This is a genomic window from Bacillus sp. 3255, from assembly GCF_031456485.1.
In the GTDB taxonomy this organism is placed as follows: Bacteria; Bacillota; Bacilli; order Paenibacillales; family NBRC-103111; genus Paenibacillus_E.
Genome location: NZ_JAVDUS010000007.1, coordinates 1 through 18,262 on the forward strand (window position 1 = coordinate 1; position 18,262 = coordinate 18,262).

Sequence of the window (18,262 nt, forward strand, 5' to 3'; positions counted from 1 at the left end):
GCACAGCAAGATAACAAGAAGCACGGATGAGTCGGAAAGGCACTAAACTTACGGACAAAGATCCTGTCGGGCAGCATATCTGACCTCCACCTCATGGACAGGTTGAATGAAGGAATGAGGGAGCGTAGACTCTGCGAGATGTGGGAGGGTTGACCACCATGAGTACATGTGGAGATCCAAAAGTGCAACCATACATTACCATACCATCCGTTTTTTACAACAGATGGTTTAGGTAGAGAGTCTTTTGCCCTTCAGCATATCCATAAATTTCTTCCTCTACAACTTCATACCATTGAATGTTGTCTGCTAAAAAGTATTTAAAGGTCAAAAGCTGAGAAAACGAGAGTATTTGAGAGCAAAGCGTTTCTCTATAGAGGGAGTTTAGTTCCAATATATGGTACAATAATTTTCAATCAACGAGCAACACGAATAGAAAGCTTTTGCAATCGTCCTATTCTTACTAATGTCTTGAATTTTGGAGGGAAAACTTGAAAAAAGAAAATATCTTATTGCTAATTTCAATTATTATTCTCGGAGGATGCTTAATTTTATCAGGTTGGGTAGTATCTAATGGATTGAAAAGCCAAGAACATTTAGAAAAACCACTAAAAACCACTACTCAAACAAAAGCACTAATGACTTCTGATGATGCAGCACAATACATGGGAATTTCTTTAGAAGATTTTGATTACCTTATTAAGAGTCAAACCGAGTTAAAATCAGGAATTAGCACTTACGACACATATAGGTTCATTCCTTTTATCGACATAGGTAATCAAAAATACTTTAATAAAGTCGAGATAGATAAATGGATTGAATACAATATGCTTAATAAATAAAGTCTTAAGAGACCTGCCAATAAAATAACCGCATTTTGGACAATGCGGTTATTTTATTGTCCAGAATCAACACTGTACTATAAACATAGATAGTTTTGTAAAAAAGATATTTTTTAAAAGGGGCGTATCCATTGAATGAACAATTATACAAAAGTGTGATTGAGCTATCGGGAGACGATAGTGCAAATACAAGGGACAGATCGCCGCGACAGGCTTCTTGCGGCCTGATGCTTGGCGATCCGACGAGCCCGGATTGGGTACTACGGGTCGATCACGTTTATCGACCACCAGCTTGGCCGGCTGTTCGGCACTTTGAAGAAGCAACGATTATTTGACTCCACGCTGTTCGTCTTTCTATCTGAGGTGATATGCTGGGAGATCATCACCTGTGGCGCAAAACCTATGCTTACGAAGGTTCGGCACGGATTCCGCTAATCATCAAGCCGCCTGCGCAGGACGGACGCCCTGTGAAGACCGTCTCGAGGGCAGTGGCCATCCAGGATATCATGCCGACGATCCTCGATATGCTGGGGCTGGCTATTCCCGCCACCGTAGACGGCATCAGTATGAAAGGTTTATTGCAAGGAAAGCCCGCGAACACGCGCGAATTCGTTCACGGTGAACATTCGACGTGTTACTCGGAGGAGCAGGAGATGCAGTACATTACGGACGGAAGGTTCAAATACATCTGGTTCCCGCTCCTCGGGACGGAACAGTTCTTTGATCTGCGCACCGATCTCAGCGAAAGCGCTGATCTGGCAGACCACCCTGAATGGCAGGAGGAAGTAGCTGTGTGGCGTCGACTTCTCGTCGAGGTGTTGGAGCAGCGAAATCTAGGGCTGACCGACGGCGGCAAGCTAGTGTCTCAGGCAGGCAAGCCATTCATCATTTCACCGCACTATCAGACGCGGCTGGAGTCATCCTCTTTTGACTGGCATCGTTGGGAAAGTCGATAGTTCTCTACAATTGTCGCAAAGCTAAGGCATGATCGAACAACAGTCTATAAAACATATTAATCCCACTTGTATAATTGGTATAATTCATGTAAGATGTGAGAATACATGATGTCGGCCAATTGGATATCCAAAGGCTCCCAAACACAAGTTTACCGTACTCGTTTCGCGTGCGATATCTCTTGTTTCGGGAGCCTTTTCTAATTTCAACAAACGGGGAGGTATCGCTATGAGCAATGCACATCGTCAACTTCATTTAAATTTGTTCGTTTCCCCGATGGGGCATCACGAAGCAGCATGGAGACACCCGGAGACGAATCTAGATCAGTTGCTTGATTTCACTTTTTACCAACGCTTAGCTGCTAAAGCGGAGGCAGCGAAGCTTGATTCACTGTTCTTTGCGGATCGCGTAGCGACCAGTCCGAATGCCGTCCGATACGGGGCAATCGGCGGATACGAACCGCTGACGCTCCTCTCCGCACTTGCTGTGGTCACCAAGCGAATCGGTTTGATAGCGACTGTGTCCACGAGCTTCAATGAGCCGTTCAATCTGGCTCGAAGATTTGCTTCACTCGACCATCTCAGCCGTGGCCGTGCCGGCTGGAACATCATTACGTCAGGAACAGATGCGGAAGCGCAAAATTTCAACTATGAGCAAATCCCGGAACACGCTGCGCGCTATGATCGGGCACGGGAGTTTCTGGACGTAGCAACCCTATTATGGGATAGTTGGGAAGACGATGCCCTTATCGGAGACAAGGAAACCGGTATATATGCGGATAGCTCCAAGGTTCATGAGCTTAATCATAAAGGTGAACATTTCTCCGTGAAGGGGCCGCTCAACATATCCCGTGGACCTCAGGGGCGACCGCTGCTTGTTCAAGCTGGTTCTTCGCAGAATGGCAGACAGTTCGCTGCGGAATATGCGGAAGCGATATTCACGGCTCAGCAAACCTTCGAAGAAGCGGAGTCCTTCTATAGAGATATGAAACAACGGGCGGTTCAATTGAAGCGGTTACCGGAGCACATTGTCATCTTGCCGGGAATTTGCCCAATTATCGGACGCACGGAAGATGAAGCCAGAGAGAAGGAAGCGAAGCTCGTGGAGCTTTCCAATCCTGCCTACAGCTTAATGATGCTATCCAATCGGGTCGGCTTTGATCTGACCGGTTATCCACTAGACGGCCCGGTGCCGCAATTGCCGGTTCAAGAAGTGAGAGGCCATCAGAGTCGCGCGAATTTGATTGTCGAGATGGCACATCGTGAGAATCTGACACTTCGTCAGTTACTGCAGCGTCTGGCCGGAGGTCGCGGTCACCAGACGATAGCCGGTACACCACAGCAAATTGCCGATATCATAGAGCATTGGTTTCAGAACGGGGCTGCTGACGGCTTCAATATTATGCCGCAGCTGATGGCCGGAGGACTAGAGGAATTCCTGGATCTAGTTGTTCCTGAACTCCAGCGCAGAGGACTGTTCCGAACGGAGTACAGGGGAACCACCCTTCGCGAACACTACGAGCTTCCTTATCCTAATAATCGGTTTGCCAAGGAACCGCATTCAACGATAGAAACGGAATGGTATAGCGCATGAACGAAAGCACCCTAGTTGGGTGCTTTTTGATTTATACCCACATGGATTGGATAAGTTTTAACGATGGCAGCTGTTATTTTTGATAACGGAAAAATAACCTTGATAAATTTTATAATTCCAATTGATTAACTATGAATTGTCCTTTATGATAACATATAACAAATTCAAGACAAGGAACATAATTCCAGTAAATGTCCGATATCGGACATTATCGGTCAAAATGTCAAGTATTCTGTGTGAAAGGGGAGATGTACATGAATGTTATACGATCAGATCGACGCATTCATAAGACAAGACAACATATTACCCGTGCCTTCTTGTCGCTTTGTGAGAAGAAGGAGTTCGAGGCCATTGTCGTGAGGGATATTACAGATGCTGCGGATGTTAGCCGATCCACCTTTTATACTCATTTTCAAGACAAGTACGATCTGCTTGAACAAATCATGAAAGATAAGCTTGCTGAAATTTCAGATTTGTACGAAAGCAATAAATCGCAAATACTGGGCTATAAGCCGCATCACGAAGTTCCCGATCCCTACTTCCTGCTGCTGTTCGAGCACATGTCCGTGCATGCACACATGTATCGCGTGCTGTTATTTCATTTGCCGGATTCGCGCTTTGGCGATCGCATGATGGAAGCGGTCCAGCATACGATAGGTCAGCGGATCGACAGCAATCGAATGGATCAGAAGCAGCCTATTCCATTGGATATTTTATTGGGAAGCATGGCTATCTGGATCGTTGGGATTGTCCTGAGTTGGTTCAAACAAGGGATGATGTATTCTCCCAATTATATGGCCATTCAGTTAAGCAGAATAGCTTCAATAGGCTTTTATCAAGCGATGAGCTTAAAAGTACACAATTGAATGAATTTTGTTTGTTATGCTGAAATAACTGGTCAATCACATCCAATTTGTCCGAAAAGCTTCATTCTACTTCTTTTTGTATGTTGACCCCGCTTTGCCCAATGGATAAGATTAAACCAATACCTGAGTTAATTCATCGGAATTATTGAAATTCAGCGAAGGTAGGAGTGAGCACGTGAGAGGCGAAAGATTTATTAAAAGTTTACAAGATGGTCGAACGGTATGGCTAAATGGCAGTAAAGTCACCCAGCTCGACACGCACCCGGCTTTTCGCGGAACATTACTGACGATACGCAGTCTATTTGATTCACTTGACGATCCCCAACTTCGAGATCAGGCAGGTTATCGGATCAAGGGGAGGGATGCTTACGTTCATAGTTCCTTTCTTGTTCCTTATACATCGGAACAACTCGCGCAGAGAAGTCAATCCTTCGCCTTTTGGTCCAAAGCATGCAATGGTATGATGAGCAGGCTCTCTGATTATGCCCGTTCCTTCATAACCGGCTGGTATGCTGCGCGCAACCAGCTGGATCGATTGGAGCCTGGATTTACGCAAAAAATTACAGCCTACTATGAAACGGCCAGAGACAACGATCTATTTTTGACGACAGCCATTATTGATCCTCAGATCGACAGATCGAGCGGATTAGACGATAGCCGAATCGCATCGCGTTTCCTGCATGTGATTAAGGAGACTAGCGAGGGCATTGTCGTCAGAGGAGCCAAGATGATTGCGACGGGTGCTCCGTATACGCATGACTTCGTTATTTTCTCTTTCCTCAAATTGGAACAAGCTCATCGCGAGCATGCCCATGTCCTCATTGTGCCCGCGAATTCTGCAGGTCTTCATATCGTTTGCCGGCAGTCTTATGCGAGCGATAAAGCGCATGATTATCCGCTCAGCGCCAGATATGACGAGATGGATGCCGTTCTGTTCTTCGACGATGTCTTGATCCCGTGGGAACGAGTGCTCATGTTTGGTGACGCCGAAAAGGTGATGGCATTAAGGGCGAACACGACGGCAAACGCACTGGCTTTTCATCAAAATGTCGTGCGTTATATCGCGAAGCTTGAATTTATTACGGGTGTAACGTTTGCAGTTGCAGAAGCGATTGGTGTAGGCGGATTTCTCCACATACAAGAAAAGCTAGGAGAATTGTTAACGCAAATCGATACGATTAAAGCGCTTGTCATTGCCTCAGAAACGCAAGCCAAATTCGATGAGAACGGTGTGCTGGTTCCGGAGTTGTCTTACATAAACACAGCCAGAAATATTGGAACAAGGTTCTATCCACGTGCTGTTGAAATCTTACAACAGATTGGCGGAGGCGGATTTGTTCAAGTACCCTCCAGTATCGAAGATTTCTATGGCACAATTTCTGAGCTAATGAGCGAATATTTTGAGGGAGCGACTGTCAGCGCCGAGAAAAAGGTTCAATTGTTCAAACTCGCATGGGATTTGGTGGGAAGCCCGCTTGGATCCAGACATGAGCTGTATGAGCGATTTTATGCAGGCGACCCTGTGCGGGGATTTGCCAATCAGTATTTGACGCACGACAAAGAAAGTTTGACCGCTCCGATTTGGCAGCTGATTAAAGATTCCGCGAAGCGGGGAGCTGTAAACGGAAGTTAATGTATGCCTAACCGTCAGCCGGACAACCGGAGACCTTTTGCCTTATGGGGCTATAGGTCTCCTTTTTATTTATAAGAAAGGATGGATTCGAAAATGGAAGTTTTTTGGTTTATACCGACACATGGAGATGGACGCTATTTGGGAACAGGTGAGGGAGCGAGAGAGGTGGATTTGGATTATGCCACCCAGATTGCCAAGGCGGCTGATACGCTTGGATTCAGCGGTGTTTTGCTGCCAACCGGAAGATCGTGCGAGGATGCTTGGGTAACAGCTTCAGCGCTAATCCCGGCTACTAAGCGGTTAAAGTTTCTCGTAGCCCTGCGGCCAGGACTTATGTCACCGACGCTATCGGCCAGGATGGCGGCCACTTTCGACAGGCTGTCCCAAGGAAGATTGCTTATTAATATCGTCTCCGGCGGAGATACCTCAGAGTCAAGAGGAGATGGGCTTTTGCTTGACCATGATACTCGCTATGAGCTTACCGACGAATACTTGACGATCTGGAGAAAGCTTATGCAGGGACAGCAAGTTAACTTTGATGGGGATCATATCACGGTAGAGCAGGCGAAAATCTTATATCCGCCGGTTCAAGCGCCGTATCCGCCGCTTTATTTTGGAGGCTCATCGCCGATTGCTCAACAAATCGCTGCGGATCATGTTGATGTCTATCTAACATGGGGAGAGACTCCCCAACAAGTCAAAGAGAAGGTGGAGACTGTTCGAGAACTTGCTGCGAAGCAAGGAAGGAAAGTTCGCTTCGGGATAAGGCTTCATGTCATTGTTCGGGAAACGGAAGCAGAAGCTTGGGCTGCCGCAGACCGCTTAATTTCCAACTTGGATGACGCAACAATTGCCAAAGCGCAAGCGGCTTTCGCAAAAATGGATTCTGTCGGACAACGGCGGATGTCAGAGCTTCATCGAGGAGATCGCAGTAAGCTGGAAATCAGCCCTAATCTCTGGGCGGGTGTCGGTCTCGTCAGAGGGGGAGCAGGAACGGCATTGGTCGGTGATCCTGATACCGTTGCCGAGCGCATGTTGGAGTATCGCGAGCTGGGCATTGAAACGTTCATTATGTCCGGATATCCTCACTTGGAAGAAGCCTTCCGGGTCGAAGAACTGCTATTTCCGAAGCTTCCGCTTAGTAACAGAGAAGCACCGAAAGAAAAGTATGCGTTCGTAAGTCCATTCGGCGAGATGGTGGCAAATGATATTTTGCCTATTGCGGAGAACCGGTCACTTGCATCCTCTTGAATGCTTCAGGTACCGCAAAGGTCAGGAATAAGGAGGAGCAGTATGGGAATTACCGAAGGATTGTGGGGCAGCGGCCCATCGGATAACTATACGAGTCTGGCTCAGCATTTCCGGCCGGCCTTTCAACGAATTCGCGAAGGGGCTGTTCATCGGGAGCTGGACCGTAAACTTCTTTTTGAAGAAATTGGGTGGCTAAGGGAATGTGGATTCGGGACACTCCGCTTATCGCAGGAGGAAGGCGGGTTCGGTGCTAAGCTTCCGGAATTGTTTAATCTGCTGATTGAATTGTCAGAAGCGGATTCCAATGTGACGCAAGCGCTGCGGATTCATTTCGGGTTCGTGGAAAGGATATTGCACTTGCCGGATGGAGAACGAAAGCAGCGATGGTTAAGACGCATCGCGAACGGTGCGATCGTTGGGAATGCCTTAACAGAGACCGGAGATAACAAGGTGGGCAGCTACGCAACCACCTTATCCGAGACAGAGGATCGCTTGCTTTTGAACGGAACCAAATTTTATTCCACGGGAACACTTTATGCCGATTGGATCGTCGTAAGTGCGACGTTTGGTGAAGACGACATTGTGTCGGCCATGGTGCCGGCAGCAGCGGAAGGGGTCGACATCGTCGATGATTGGGCAGGCTTCGGACAAACGCTGACCGGCAGCGGCACGACGAGGTTCGTGAATACACCGGTCGAGAGAGAGGATGTATTTCCCCGGGAAACATATACGAAGTACGGCACGGCCTTCGCTCAAATGGTTCATCTTTCCACACTGGCAGGCATAGCGAGGGCGGCGGCAAGGGATGTTGCGGCAGCGGTCGCCGAACGGCGGAGAACATATTCGCACGCATCAGCGGCCAGGGCAGGCGATGATCCACAGGTGCTGCAAGTTGCGGGGCGCGTGCACAGTCAGGCGTACGCTGTTGGCGCGATCGTACTGAAGGCGGCTGAGGCCGTGCAGCGAGCATGCGATGCTCAGTCGTTGGATGATACCGGGTACGCCGATCATGCGAACGTCGAAGCGGAGGTGGAAGTGGCTCAAGCGCAGACGGTCGTCGCGAAGCTGACACTTGAGGCCACGGCAGCCATTTTCGATGCGCTTGGCGCCTCGGCCACAGCTCGATCGAAGGGGCTTGATCGTTATTGGCGGAACGCCCGGACGATCGCTTCACATAATCCCTTGATTTATAAAGAACGAATTGTCGGCGATTACGCTGTTAACGGGACGCGCCCGCCATTCGCATGGCAAACCGGAATAGGTGTACCCTTGAGCACCGACCAGACAACTGTGGACAACGACGTTCGGCTGATGCCGCAGTCCTAGTCTCTTTTTCAACATACAAATTTCAGATCAAAGGAGTGGTAAAAACAAGATGAAAAAACTAAGCCTACTCACCACAATGTTCGTTATCCTTGCCCTCACGTTCCTTCTTGCAGCTTGCTCGAAGACGGACACGGCCGGCACGAACACTGCGGCTCAGCCTGATGCAGGCTCGAAAGCTGCTGCAACAGCGAATCCAGAGGATAAAGTGATTCACCATGTCATGAGTGATGCCGGGTTCAACGGCGAGATTGTCAAAATTTTAAAAGCCGAATTAGCGAAGGACGGCTATACGCTTGACCACGTTATCGTGAATGACATTATTCAACCTAATAAAATTGTTAACGACGGCCAAGCCGATACGAATTCGTTCCAGCATGAGGCGTATTTTGATCAATTCGTGAAAGACCAAGGTCTCAAGAACGTCTCGAGAGCTTTTTACACAACCTTCACCCCTTCAGGCTTGTACTCGAAGAAATACAAGTCTTTCAAAGAGGTTCCAGACGGCGCCCTTATCGGTATTCCCGTCGATCCTGCCAACAACGGACGTGCGCTATTCATGCTTCGCGATCTGGGGCTCTTGAAATTGAAAGACGGCGTGGATGTCATTCATGCGACGCTTAAAGATATTACGGATAATCCCCATAAGTATAAATTTAAGGAAGTCGATCAATTGATGCTGCAGAGGACGCTAGACGACGTAGATGTAGGCTTCCTGTTTGCCGGTACCGCGGTTCAGATTGGTTATAAACCGAAACAGGACGCTCTGGCATTGGAGACGGGGAAAGACCTGCCTTATAAAGGCATTGTGGCAGTGAATAACAAGCTGATAGGCACTCCTAAAGTCAAAGCGCTGCAAAAAGCTTATGAGAGCCAGGCTGTCAAAGATTTTTATAAGGAAAAATACGGAGACGCCATTGAATTATTGGATGGTTTGAACAAATAACGAAGGGGAGTGCGTGTCATGATCACCCTGCAAAATATAAGCAAAACGTTCACAACGGCCGGAGGACCGCTACATGCGGTATCCTCCGCTTCACTCCAAATTGAGCAAGGCGATATTTATGGATTGATCGGGTTCAGCGGAGCGGGCAAATCGACGCTGCTGCGAACGATTAACCTGCTGGAGCGGCCGGACGAAGGCAGTGTCCTTGTCGACGGCGAGGAATTGACGAAGCTGACGCTGCGGGAGCTGCGAAAGAAAAGGCTTTCGATCGGCATGATCTTTCAGCATTTCAATTTGCTTAACAATCTGACTGTGTATGACAATGTGAGCTTCCCGCTTGAAATTGCCAAGGTGCCAAAGGCCGAACGGCAGAAACGCATCGAGAGCTGCCTCGAAACCGTCGGCTTATCCGACAAGGCCAAGGCGTACCCGGCCAAGCTGAGCGGAGGGCAGAAGCAACGGGTCGCGATCGCGAGAGCGCTGGCTAACAATCCGAAGATTTTGTTGTGCGACGAGCCGACTTCTTCCGTCGATCCGCAGACGACAGGCAGCATTTTGGCAGCGCTGAAGGAAATTAACCGCAAGCTCGGCATTACTATCGTCATCGTCACGCATGAGATGAACGTTGTGAAAGCAATTTGCAGTAAAGTGGCGGTCATGGAGCATGGGAAAATTGTGGAGAAATTTGATTTGAGCGAGAAAAATATCGTGCCGCAATCCAACATCGCACAGTATTTGTTCAACAACGAGATTTCGTTGGAAAGGGAACTGGAGGCCCACTATGTTTGATAACATCGCGACTGCTTGGCCTGAGCTTATTCAAGCGTTGCTTGAGACGCTTTACATGCTGATTTTGACCATTCCAATTGCCGTCGCCATCGGCACGCCGCTTGGGACGATTTTGTTCCTGACTCGGCCGGATTCCTTCCTGAAATGGCCGAAATTCTACCTCATTCTTAACGGATTCGTTAACCTGATACGTTCGTTTCCTTTTCTTATTCTAATGATCGCCATCATTCCGTTTACTCGGCTTGTCGTCGGTACGGCGCTTGGCACCACAGCAGCCACCGTGCCAATGATTATTAATGCTGTACCCTATTTTGCCAGATTTATTGAGCAAATTTTGCTCGATGTCAATCGAGGTGTGGTTGAAGCAGCTGAGTCGATGGGGGCAAACAAATTCCAGATCGTTTGGAAGGTTTTATACACGGAAGCCCGTTCCGGTATTGCGAACGCCGTTACGATTGTCACCGTGAGCTTCCTTTCCTATTCAACGGTTGCAGGACTTGTCGGTGGCGGGGGGATCGGTGACTTCGCCATCCGCTACGGATATTACCGGTATCAAACCGATGTGATGTTCGTTACGATCGTCATTATGGTGTTGTTTGTACAGGTTTTTCAATTCACAGGAAATTATATTGTACGCAAATTGGATAAACGATTGTAAGCAAGGGGGAATCAGCATGCCTAAGAAAATCCACCTGAATGCCTTCGAAATGAACTGCGTCGGGCATATTGCGCACGGCTTATGGCGGCATCCCGATAGCAACCGGCATCGCTACACAGATATCCGTTATTGGACGGAGCTGGCGGAATTGCTGGAACGAGGGAAGTTTGACGCCTTATTTTTGGCTGATGTCGTCGGGGTATACGATGTCTATAAACAAGGACCGGAGACGGCGATTCGTGAGGCCGTGCAAATTCCTTGCAACGACCCGTTCCTTGTCATCCCGCCAATGGCGCTTGCCACCAAGCATCTGGCCTTCGCTGTCACCTTTTCTACAACCTACGAGAAGCCATTCGGTCATGCGAGACGGATGTCGACGCTAGATCACTTAACGAAGGGCAGAATCGCTTGGAACGTCGTGACTTCTTACTTGCCTAGCGCTGCCCGTAATTTCGGTTTGGATCAGATGATCAAACATGATGACCGTTACGAGATTGCGGAGGAGTATTTGGATGTTTCCTATAAGCTTTGGGAAGGCAGCTGGGAAGATGATGCGGTCATTCGTGATGTCGAAAACGGCGTCTACACGGACCCGGACAAAGTGCATCTCATTAATCATGAAGGCAAATTTTTTAAAGTTCCCGGACCGCACTTAAGCGAACCTTCCATCCAGCGGACGCCCGTTATTTATCAGGCGGGCAGCTCATCTCGCGGTCGCACGTTTGCAGCGAAGCATGCGGAAGCCGTCTTTCTTGGCGGGGGGAACATTCAGGCGCTGAAACGGTATGCCCAGGATATTCGTGCACAAGCAGCGGCCTTTGGCCGTAACCCGGAACATATTAAACTGATGACCGGTTTACTGGCTATTGTAGGACGTACACAAGAGGAAGCGTGGACGAAGTTCGAAAGCTTTCAAAAGCTGTATAGTTTGGAAGGCGTGCTGGCTCATTACGGCGGGGGAAGCGGTTTCGATTTATCTGCGTACGACCCGGAAGACGTACTGGCTTACACAGAAACGGATCATGGGCAGACGGCTGCCGCACAATTCACGAAGGATAGCCCGCGTCCGAAGAAAGTCCGTGAAGTCATGGAAACGTTAGGGACGTTTGGCGGACGGGGACTGTTCGTCGTCGGGACGCCGGAAGAGGTAGCCGATAAGATGCAATTCTGGATAGAAGAGACGGGGATCGACGGGTTTAACGTCACGCAGATCGTCTCGCCGGACACACTACGGGATTTTGTGGAGCTTGTCATTCCTGAACTGCAGCGCAGAGGATTGTTTCGGGAAGAATATGAGGAATCGACGCTTCGTGAACGTTTGTTTGGGTCCGGCGTTCAGAGATTGCCTGAAGATCATCCGGGCGCCGTCTACCGTAAACAGCCTACTTTGACCTAATAGGAGGATAAGTATGTCAATAAATATAGATGCTATACGCCAGGCGGCGCCTGCCGTTCCGAGTGCCATTGAGCTTGCCTATGCGCTAGGAGAGCTGCCATTCGATTTGCGGCGAAGAGGCATCCCGGTCCTGCGGGACTCTGGATCCGGCAGTCTTCGCCTAAAGTTGGAGGCAGAGAACGCATATGATCTCCGAATGGAGCAAGCGGCGGTTGTGCTTCAGAGGTTCGCCTTAGGCGATGACATCCGCATGATCGGACTTCAGCTTCAGGAACGGCGCCATGTCATTCTCGTGCCTTCGGCATCGCCGCTGCGAACAATAGCCGATTTAAAGGGGGTCAAACTAGGGATTGCTGTGAACCATAACCCAGATAACAGCATTCGGACACTCGATGCGGCAAAGACTGTAAACGTTGCGCTGCATAAGGCGGGAATCCCGACAGGAGGTCCGAAGTGGGTGGAAATTCATCACGACCGTGCATCGGACGGACTCCCCGCCGGGAGGAGAGATCTCACTGCTCTGCTGAACAAAGAAGTGGCTGCCGTATATACCGATGAGATCCTATCCGCAGAGTCTCGACAATTGCTGGGGATTCGTGAGCTGGAAGGCTTCTTCTCCCATTCTGCTGAACTGTCCGTTCTGACTGTCTCAGCAGGATGGATTCGAGAGCGTCCTCAGGAGGTCGAGCGCTTGCTCGCCCATTTATCCTTGGCCTCTGTCTGGGCAGTCGAGAATCGCACCGAAGCGCATCGTTTCGCAGCTAGGCAGCTTGGCGTGTCCGAGAATGCGATCCCTTTTATTTTCTCCGAGCGGCTGCATCTGCAGTTCGGAATAAGCGTTACGGACGATAAGTGGAGCAGGCTCGTTAATCTCAAGAAGGAGATGCAAGAGAATGGAAGTCTGAAAGGCGAGTTCTCTCTGGATGAAACGCTGGCTTTGACAACCATACATAACGCGCAATTACTAGCAGATAACGGAGAAGTGGAGCCTCCACAGAGGGAGCCGCTTTCGCAATTTGCGGAGCGCGATCTGCCGCGCTCCTTTTTCGATGAGAGACGCCCGGCTCACTTGCTTCAAGGCGACGAGGATGCATTGGCTGCGGCACGCTTGTTCGCGGAGGAAATCCGGCCCGGAGCCTCAGCTCGGGACCGCGGACGCAAGCTGCCTCTGCAAGAGGTGCAGCGTTTGGCGGAGCTTGGCTTGCTTGGACTCGTCGTGCCGAAGGCGTATGGCGGACCGGGTGTATCCACCCGAACGCTCGTGGATATCTTTAAAATCATTTCACACGCAGACGGCTCCATTGGTCAAATTCCGCAAAACCACCACTTTTTTGTGAAAACGATAGAGTTGATTGGAAGTGAGGAGCAGAAAAACTTTTTCTTTCGAGAGGTTTTGAATGGCGCCCAGTTTGGGAACGGTTTAGCGGAACGCAGCAGCAAGGGGGCCAGAAAGATTGCGACAACCATTCGCAAACGGGAAGGAGAGGATGGCTTCGAATTAAACGGCAATAAGTATTATTCGACGGGGGCGCTCTATTCGCACTGGATTCCTGTTACTGCACTAAATGAGGACGAACAAAGGATGACCGCTTTCGTCCCGAGACATGCGCCAGGAGTTACTGTGCTTGACGATTGGTCCGGGATCGGCCAGCGGACGACGGCGAGCGGCAGTGTTGTGCTTCGCAATGTGAGAGTGCCGGACAACTATTTGCTGCCCCACTACCAAATATTCGAGGGTCCCCAATATTTCTCTCCATTCGGGCAGATCATGCATGCCGCGATTGACATCGGGATTGCGCAGGCAGCTTTGGAGGACGCAGCCTCTTTCGTTCGCGATCATACGCGTCCGACTTACGGGAGCGGCTTGGCGCGCGCAAGCGAGGAACCTGACCTCATCCGCCGGTTTGGCGAGCTCGGCATTCGCCTTCAAGCGGCGGAAGCCTTGCTGGACCGGGCCGCGGATGCAATCGATCATGCGCGCGAGGTGTTGAATACGGAAACCGCCGGCCGGGCTGCATTGACGGTTGATTCAGCCAAATGGCTCATAACGGAAACCGCGATCGAGATCACCAACGCACTTTTCGAAGTTGCGGGTACTTCTTCCATGGATCGCAAATATAATTACGACCGCCATTGGCGCAACATTCGCATTCATACGCTGCACGATCCGGCTCGACTAAAACTGCATCACGTCGGAAAGTGGTTTCTTCATGGGGTTTACCATGAATACAAAATATAATGGTGACGGAGCAAGGAGGGAAACCGCGGGCTATGGGAAAGCGAATCATTATGAACGCATTCGATATGAACAGCGCGATGCACAATTCACACGGGTTATGGAAACATCCGGACAATGAAAGACATCGCTATACGGACTTGGCATACTGGGCGGAGATGGCCCGTCTGCTTGAACGCGGAAAGTTTGACGCGCTGTTTCTTGCAGATGTCGTCGGCATCTATGATGTTTATAAGACGAGCCGCGATCCGGCGATCAGAGATGCCGTTCAAGTGCCGTTAAACGATCCGGCACTCATTGTTCCGGCGATGGCGAGTGTCACGGAGAATCTGAGCTTTGCCGTAACGGTGACGACAACGTATGAGCATCCATATGCACATGCCAGACGATTCACTACACTCGATCATCTGACTCGTGGCAGGATCGCTTGGAATATCGTGACTTCCTATCTGCCGAATGCAGCTTTGAATCACGGTCTGGATAAAATGATTATGCACGACGACCGGTATGAGTTGGCCGATGAATTTCTGGAAGTCGCCTATAAGCTGTGGGAAGGCAGCTGGGAAGATGACGCAGTGGTGCGAGATACGGAACGGGGCGTATACTCGGAACCTGGCAAGGTACACCTTATTAATCACGAAGGCCGGTTCTTTCGTGTACCGGGGCCTCATCTAAGCGAGCCCTCCTTGCAGCGTACCCCTGTGCTTTATCAAGCGGGAAGCTCAGAAAGAGGGCGGGCGTTCGCAGCTAAGCATGCGGAATGCGTTTTTGTAGGCGGCAACTCAAAGGAATCGCTTAAAGCCAACATTCAAGACATAAGGAACCAAACAGAGCAACTAGGCAGGGATCCGCAGCGTATCAAAATGTTTACCGGTTTGAACGTCATCGTCGGAGACACACAGGAGGAAGCCGAAGCGAAGCTGCAGGAATACGCCGGCTTGTGGAGCCCGGAAGCGGCTCTTGCACAATTCGGCGGTTCTAGCGGATATGACTTATCCGCCTATGATCCTGATTCATATTTGGCATACAGAGCGACGGACCATGGCCAGAGTCGGGCTGCCCAATTTACCAAGCATGTCCAGAATCGTCTTACCGTTAAGGAAGTAATGGAACGTATCGGGACGTTGGATAACCGGCAAGGGCGGTTGCTCGTGGGAACGCCAGGTCAAATCGCCGATTACATGCAAGAGCAGGTCGAGGAGACGGGACTGGACGGTTTTAATCTCGCGCATCTGATTACGCCAGGGAGCTTGCGAGAATTTGTTGATCAAGTCGTACCCGAGCTGCAGCGCCGGGGCGTCTACCAATCCGAGTATGAACAGGGTACACTGAGGGAGAAGCTGTTCGGAGCGGGAAACCGCTCGCTCCCGGCTGATCACCCTGCAGCGCAGTACAGGAAAAGCATTGAACATACGAATTAGCACGAAGGAGGCAAGCGGATTAGATGAGGTATAAAACGGTTGGAAAAACGGGTATACAAGTTTCGGAACTTTGCTTCGGAACGATGTCCTTTGGCGGCAACGCTGACAGGGAAACCTCCAAACAATTGTTCCACCGCTGTTTGGATAAAGGCATTAACTTCTTCGATACGGCCGACGTCTACAGCGGCGGGGCGGCAGAGCAAATCTTGGGGGAGCTCATCGAAGGTAAGCGTGACGAGTTGGTTCTTACGTCCAAGGTGGGCTTCCCGTTCGGCACCGACCCCAATGCACGCGGAGCTTCGCGGAGACATTTGTTCCTATCGGTAGAACAAAGCTTGAAGCGGCTCCGTACGGACCGCATTGAATTTTATTTCATTCACCGATTTGATTCGCTGACCTCGATCGAGGAAACTGTGCGAGCTTTGGACGACTTGCGCCGTCAAGGGAAAATCTTGTATCCCGCCGTCAGTAATTGGGCTGCTTGGCAGATTGCGAAGGCGCTCGGCATTTCAGCCAAAGAAGGGTTGGCGGGCTTTGAACTGATTCAGCCTATGTACAATCTCGTCAAGCGGCAAGCCGAAGTCGAGATTTTGCCGTTGGCGGAAGCCGAGAAGCTTGGGGTTATCAGTTACAGCCCGCTTGGCGGGGGACTGTTGACAGGAAAGTACGGAATAGGCAAAAGGCCATCTTCCGGCAGGCTTGTGGAACAGAGCAACTATACGAAGCGTTACGGTGACGATACTTATTATGATATTGCTGATAGATTCGCAGTCTATTCCCGTGAGAAGGGTGTTCATCCTGCTACATTGGCTGTTGCTTGGGTTCTTAGCAACCCGGCGATTACGTCGCCGATTATAGGTGCACGCAGCGTGGAACAGTTAGAGCCATCTCTGGCTGCGGTGGATCTGGACTTCACGAAGGAATGGCGGAATGAAATTACAGCGTTATCGATCGATCCTCCACTAGCAACCGATCGAAGCGAAGAGGCATCAGGAGGCAGGTAAATCGCAGCGCGCTTTACTACGAACGATTAACGCAGGAAAATGGAAACAAACAAATACACATTTGAGCAGATTCAAAGGAATTTGGATGCGCTGCCCGCATCTTTTGCATGAATTCAGTGAAAAACTATCCTCAAGAGGATAGTTTTTTTCTCATAAAAGATGATTAATAATAAATCTATTGAAAATCTTATTATTCCAAGTATAATACTAGGTATAAGAGTTGATTTTGTATTTTGGCTTGAAATAAGTTGTGGAACAATCCGGATAGCTTTGATATGATGAATGAAAAGCTTTTCATGACTTATTTGACAGGTGAATGAGATGAAATCAACGATTAAAGATGTAGCCAGAATGGCGAACGTCTCTATAAGTACTGTTTCCAGAGTTTTAAATAATCCTGATATTGTGGCGAAAGACAAGCGCGATAACATTCTGGATGCGATCAAACAATTGAATTACACACCAAATGCCTTGGCTCGCGGATTAATTCACAAGCGTACTCAGACTTTAGGTGTCCTGATTCCTGATATCTCCAATTTGTTTTATGCTGAGCTAATCAAAGGGATGGAAGATGCCGCGCATCAGAGCGGCAATAATTTGATTATCTGCAACACCGATAATAATCAGGATCGGAAGAACTCCAGCTTCAAGGTATTAAGCGAGAAACAGATCGACGGTATCGTCTTAACCAGTGAGCCGGTCTATCCAGACAGCTATGAGATGTTCAAGCAACTAGGTGTACCGATTGTTCTGGCGGCTACCCATAGCTTGGAGTATGAGATACCTTCCGTGAAGGTCAACGATGAGCTGGCGGCATTTGATGCAGCTGAATATCTGATCCGCAGAGGGCACCGTCAGATTGGCATGATCAGCGGTTCAATGCTGGATCCAATCTCAGGACTTCCAAGGATTCAAGGATTTCTCAGGGCCTTGCGGGCACATGGCATTGATCTTGATCCGGAGAAATGTATTGAGCATGGAAACTATCATTTTAATGACGGGTACGAGGCTATGAAGAGATTACATAAGAAATTTCCAGGAATGACCGCTGTATTCGCAACTAGTGATGAGCGTGCTATCGGGTGTATCTCTTATCTGCATGAAAACAAAATCAAAGTGCCTGACGACATATCGGTTATCGGGTTTGATAACACCAGGATAGCCGGGATGTCTTTTCCGAAATTGACGGCTGTTGCTCAGCCTCTGCATGAAATGGGACAATTCGTTATCCGTAAGCTGGATCGTTTAATTAATGGAGAGTCCTTGGAAGAGCTGAGAACCTATATGGCACATTGGATTGTAGAACGGGAAACCGTATGTGATTTAAAGAAGTAAATCATGATTTTCAGGTTG

Annotated in this window: 15 protein-coding genes; all 15 read left to right on the plus strand. The window is 49.3% G+C overall.

From position 1 onward, the window contains the following. The first annotated feature begins 488 nt into the window (after positions 1 to 488). The 15 genes from J2X61_RS12250 to J2X61_RS12320 all read left to right on the plus strand — a co-directional run bounded on the left by J2X61_RS12250 (position 489) and on the right by J2X61_RS12320 (position 18,244). Complete coding sequence (locus tag J2X61_RS12250; protein ID WP_310188078.1) at positions 489 to 839, plus strand: helix-turn-helix domain-containing protein; 351 nt, start codon at positions 489 to 491, stop codon at positions 837 to 839. Between the two features lie 368 nt (positions 840 to 1,207). Beyond that, a complete protein-coding gene (locus J2X61_RS12255) occupies positions 1,208 to 1,795 on the plus strand; it encodes a sulfatase/phosphatase domain-containing protein (RefSeq protein WP_274470457.1) in 588 nt (195 codons plus the stop codon). Between the two features lie 226 nt (positions 1,796 to 2,021). After that, positions 2,022 to 3,386, plus strand: coding sequence for an LLM class flavin-dependent oxidoreductase (locus J2X61_RS12260; RefSeq protein ID WP_310188081.1), 1,365 nt, complete (start codon positions 2,022 to 2,024; stop codon positions 3,384 to 3,386). A 254-nt stretch (positions 3,387 to 3,640) separates the two neighbouring features. After that, positions 3,641 to 4,252, plus strand: coding sequence for a TetR/AcrR family transcriptional regulator (locus J2X61_RS12265; RefSeq protein WP_310188083.1), 612 nt, complete (start codon positions 3,641 to 3,643; stop codon positions 4,250 to 4,252). Between the two features lie 175 nt (positions 4,253 to 4,427). Then, on the plus strand, positions 4,428 to 5,885 hold the full coding sequence (locus J2X61_RS12270) for a 4-hydroxyphenylacetate 3-hydroxylase family protein (protein ID WP_310188084.1): 1,458 nt from the start codon (positions 4,428 to 4,430) through the stop codon (positions 5,883 to 5,885). Between the two features lie 93 nt (positions 5,886 to 5,978). Beyond that, entirely contained in the window at positions 5,979 to 7,136 is a 1,158-nt protein-coding gene (ssuD, locus tag J2X61_RS12275; RefSeq protein WP_310188086.1) for an FMNH2-dependent alkanesulfonate monooxygenase, read from the plus strand. Between the two features lie 42 nt (positions 7,137 to 7,178). Beyond that, positions 7,179 to 8,462, plus strand: a complete 1,284-nt coding sequence (locus J2X61_RS12280) for an acyl-CoA dehydrogenase family protein (RefSeq protein ID WP_310188088.1) — start codon at positions 7,179 to 7,181, stop codon at positions 8,460 to 8,462. Positions 8,463 to 8,511: 49 nt separating this feature from the next. After that, positions 8,512 to 9,405, plus strand: coding sequence for a MetQ/NlpA family ABC transporter substrate-binding protein (locus J2X61_RS12285; RefSeq protein ID WP_274470450.1), 894 nt, complete (start codon positions 8,512 to 8,514; stop codon positions 9,403 to 9,405). Between the two features lie 18 nt (positions 9,406 to 9,423). Continuing rightward, a complete protein-coding gene (locus tag J2X61_RS12290) occupies positions 9,424 to 10,194 on the plus strand; it encodes a methionine ABC transporter ATP-binding protein (protein WP_274470448.1) in 771 nt (256 codons plus the stop codon). Next, positions 10,187 to 10,852, plus strand: coding sequence for a methionine ABC transporter permease (locus tag J2X61_RS12295; protein WP_274470446.1), 666 nt, complete (start codon positions 10,187 to 10,189; stop codon positions 10,850 to 10,852). The genes J2X61_RS12290 and J2X61_RS12295 overlap by 8 nt, the downstream gene beginning before the upstream one ends. A 16-nt stretch (positions 10,853 to 10,868) precedes the next feature. Continuing rightward, positions 10,869 to 12,248, plus strand: coding sequence for an LLM class flavin-dependent oxidoreductase (locus tag J2X61_RS12300; protein WP_310188089.1), 1,380 nt, complete (start codon positions 10,869 to 10,871; stop codon positions 12,246 to 12,248). 13 nt (positions 12,249 to 12,261) lie between these two features. Further along, the gene (locus tag J2X61_RS12305; protein ID WP_310188091.1) at positions 12,262 to 14,487 is read left to right on the plus strand and encodes an SfnB family sulfur acquisition oxidoreductase; all 2,226 of its coding nucleotides are present in this window, start codon (positions 12,262 to 12,264) and stop codon (positions 14,485 to 14,487) included. A 32-nt stretch (positions 14,488 to 14,519) separates the two neighbouring features. Next, complete coding sequence (locus J2X61_RS12310; protein WP_310188092.1) at positions 14,520 to 15,905, plus strand: LLM class flavin-dependent oxidoreductase; 1,386 nt, start codon at positions 14,520 to 14,522, stop codon at positions 15,903 to 15,905. Positions 15,906 to 15,928: 23 nt separating this feature from the next. After that, positions 15,929 to 16,909 (plus strand): aldo/keto reductase, encoded by a 981-nt coding sequence (locus J2X61_RS12315; protein ID WP_274470439.1) that lies wholly within the window; start codon positions 15,929 to 15,931, stop codon positions 16,907 to 16,909. Positions 16,910 to 17,230: 321 nt separating this feature from the next. After that, entirely contained in the window at positions 17,231 to 18,244 is a 1,014-nt protein-coding gene (locus J2X61_RS12320) for a LacI family DNA-binding transcriptional regulator (protein WP_274470438.1), read from the plus strand. The last annotated feature ends 18 nt before the right edge of the window (positions 18,245 to 18,262 follow it).

Bases quoted from the DNA above. Each gene is read 5' to 3' on its own strand.
- J2X61_RS12255 (WP_274470457.1), top strand. From the start codon at position 1,208: ATGCTGGGAGATCATCACCTGTGGCGCAAAACCTATGCTTACGAAGGT.
- J2X61_RS12260 (WP_310188081.1), top strand. From the start codon at position 2,022: ATGAGCAATGCACATCGTCAACTTCATTTAAATTTGTTCGTTTCCCCG.
- J2X61_RS12265 (WP_310188083.1), top strand. From the start codon at position 3,641: ATGAATGTTATACGATCAGATCGACGCATTCATAAGACAAGACAACAT.
- ssuD (WP_310188086.1), top strand. From the start codon at position 5,979: ATGGAAGTTTTTTGGTTTATACCGACACATGGAGATGGACGCTATTTG.
- J2X61_RS12280 (WP_310188088.1), top strand. From the start codon at position 7,179: ATGGGAATTACCGAAGGATTGTGGGGCAGCGGCCCATCGGATAACTAT.
- J2X61_RS12285 (WP_274470450.1), top strand. From the start codon at position 8,512: ATGAAAAAACTAAGCCTACTCACCACAATGTTCGTTATCCTTGCCCTC.
- J2X61_RS12290 (WP_274470448.1), top strand. From the start codon at position 9,424: ATGATCACCCTGCAAAATATAAGCAAAACGTTCACAACGGCCGGAGGA.
- J2X61_RS12295 (WP_274470446.1), top strand. From the start codon at position 10,187: ATGTTTGATAACATCGCGACTGCTTGGCCTGAGCTTATTCAAGCGTTG.
- J2X61_RS12300 (WP_310188089.1), top strand. From the start codon at position 10,869: ATGCCTAAGAAAATCCACCTGAATGCCTTCGAAATGAACTGCGTCGGG.
- J2X61_RS12305 (WP_310188091.1), top strand. From the start codon at position 12,262: ATGTCAATAAATATAGATGCTATACGCCAGGCGGCGCCTGCCGTTCCG.
- J2X61_RS12310 (WP_310188092.1), top strand. From the start codon at position 14,520: ATGGGAAAGCGAATCATTATGAACGCATTCGATATGAACAGCGCGATG.
- J2X61_RS12315 (WP_274470439.1), top strand. From the start codon at position 15,929: ATGAGGTATAAAACGGTTGGAAAAACGGGTATACAAGTTTCGGAACTT.
- J2X61_RS12320 (WP_274470438.1), top strand. From the start codon at position 17,231: ATGAAATCAACGATTAAAGATGTAGCCAGAATGGCGAACGTCTCTATA.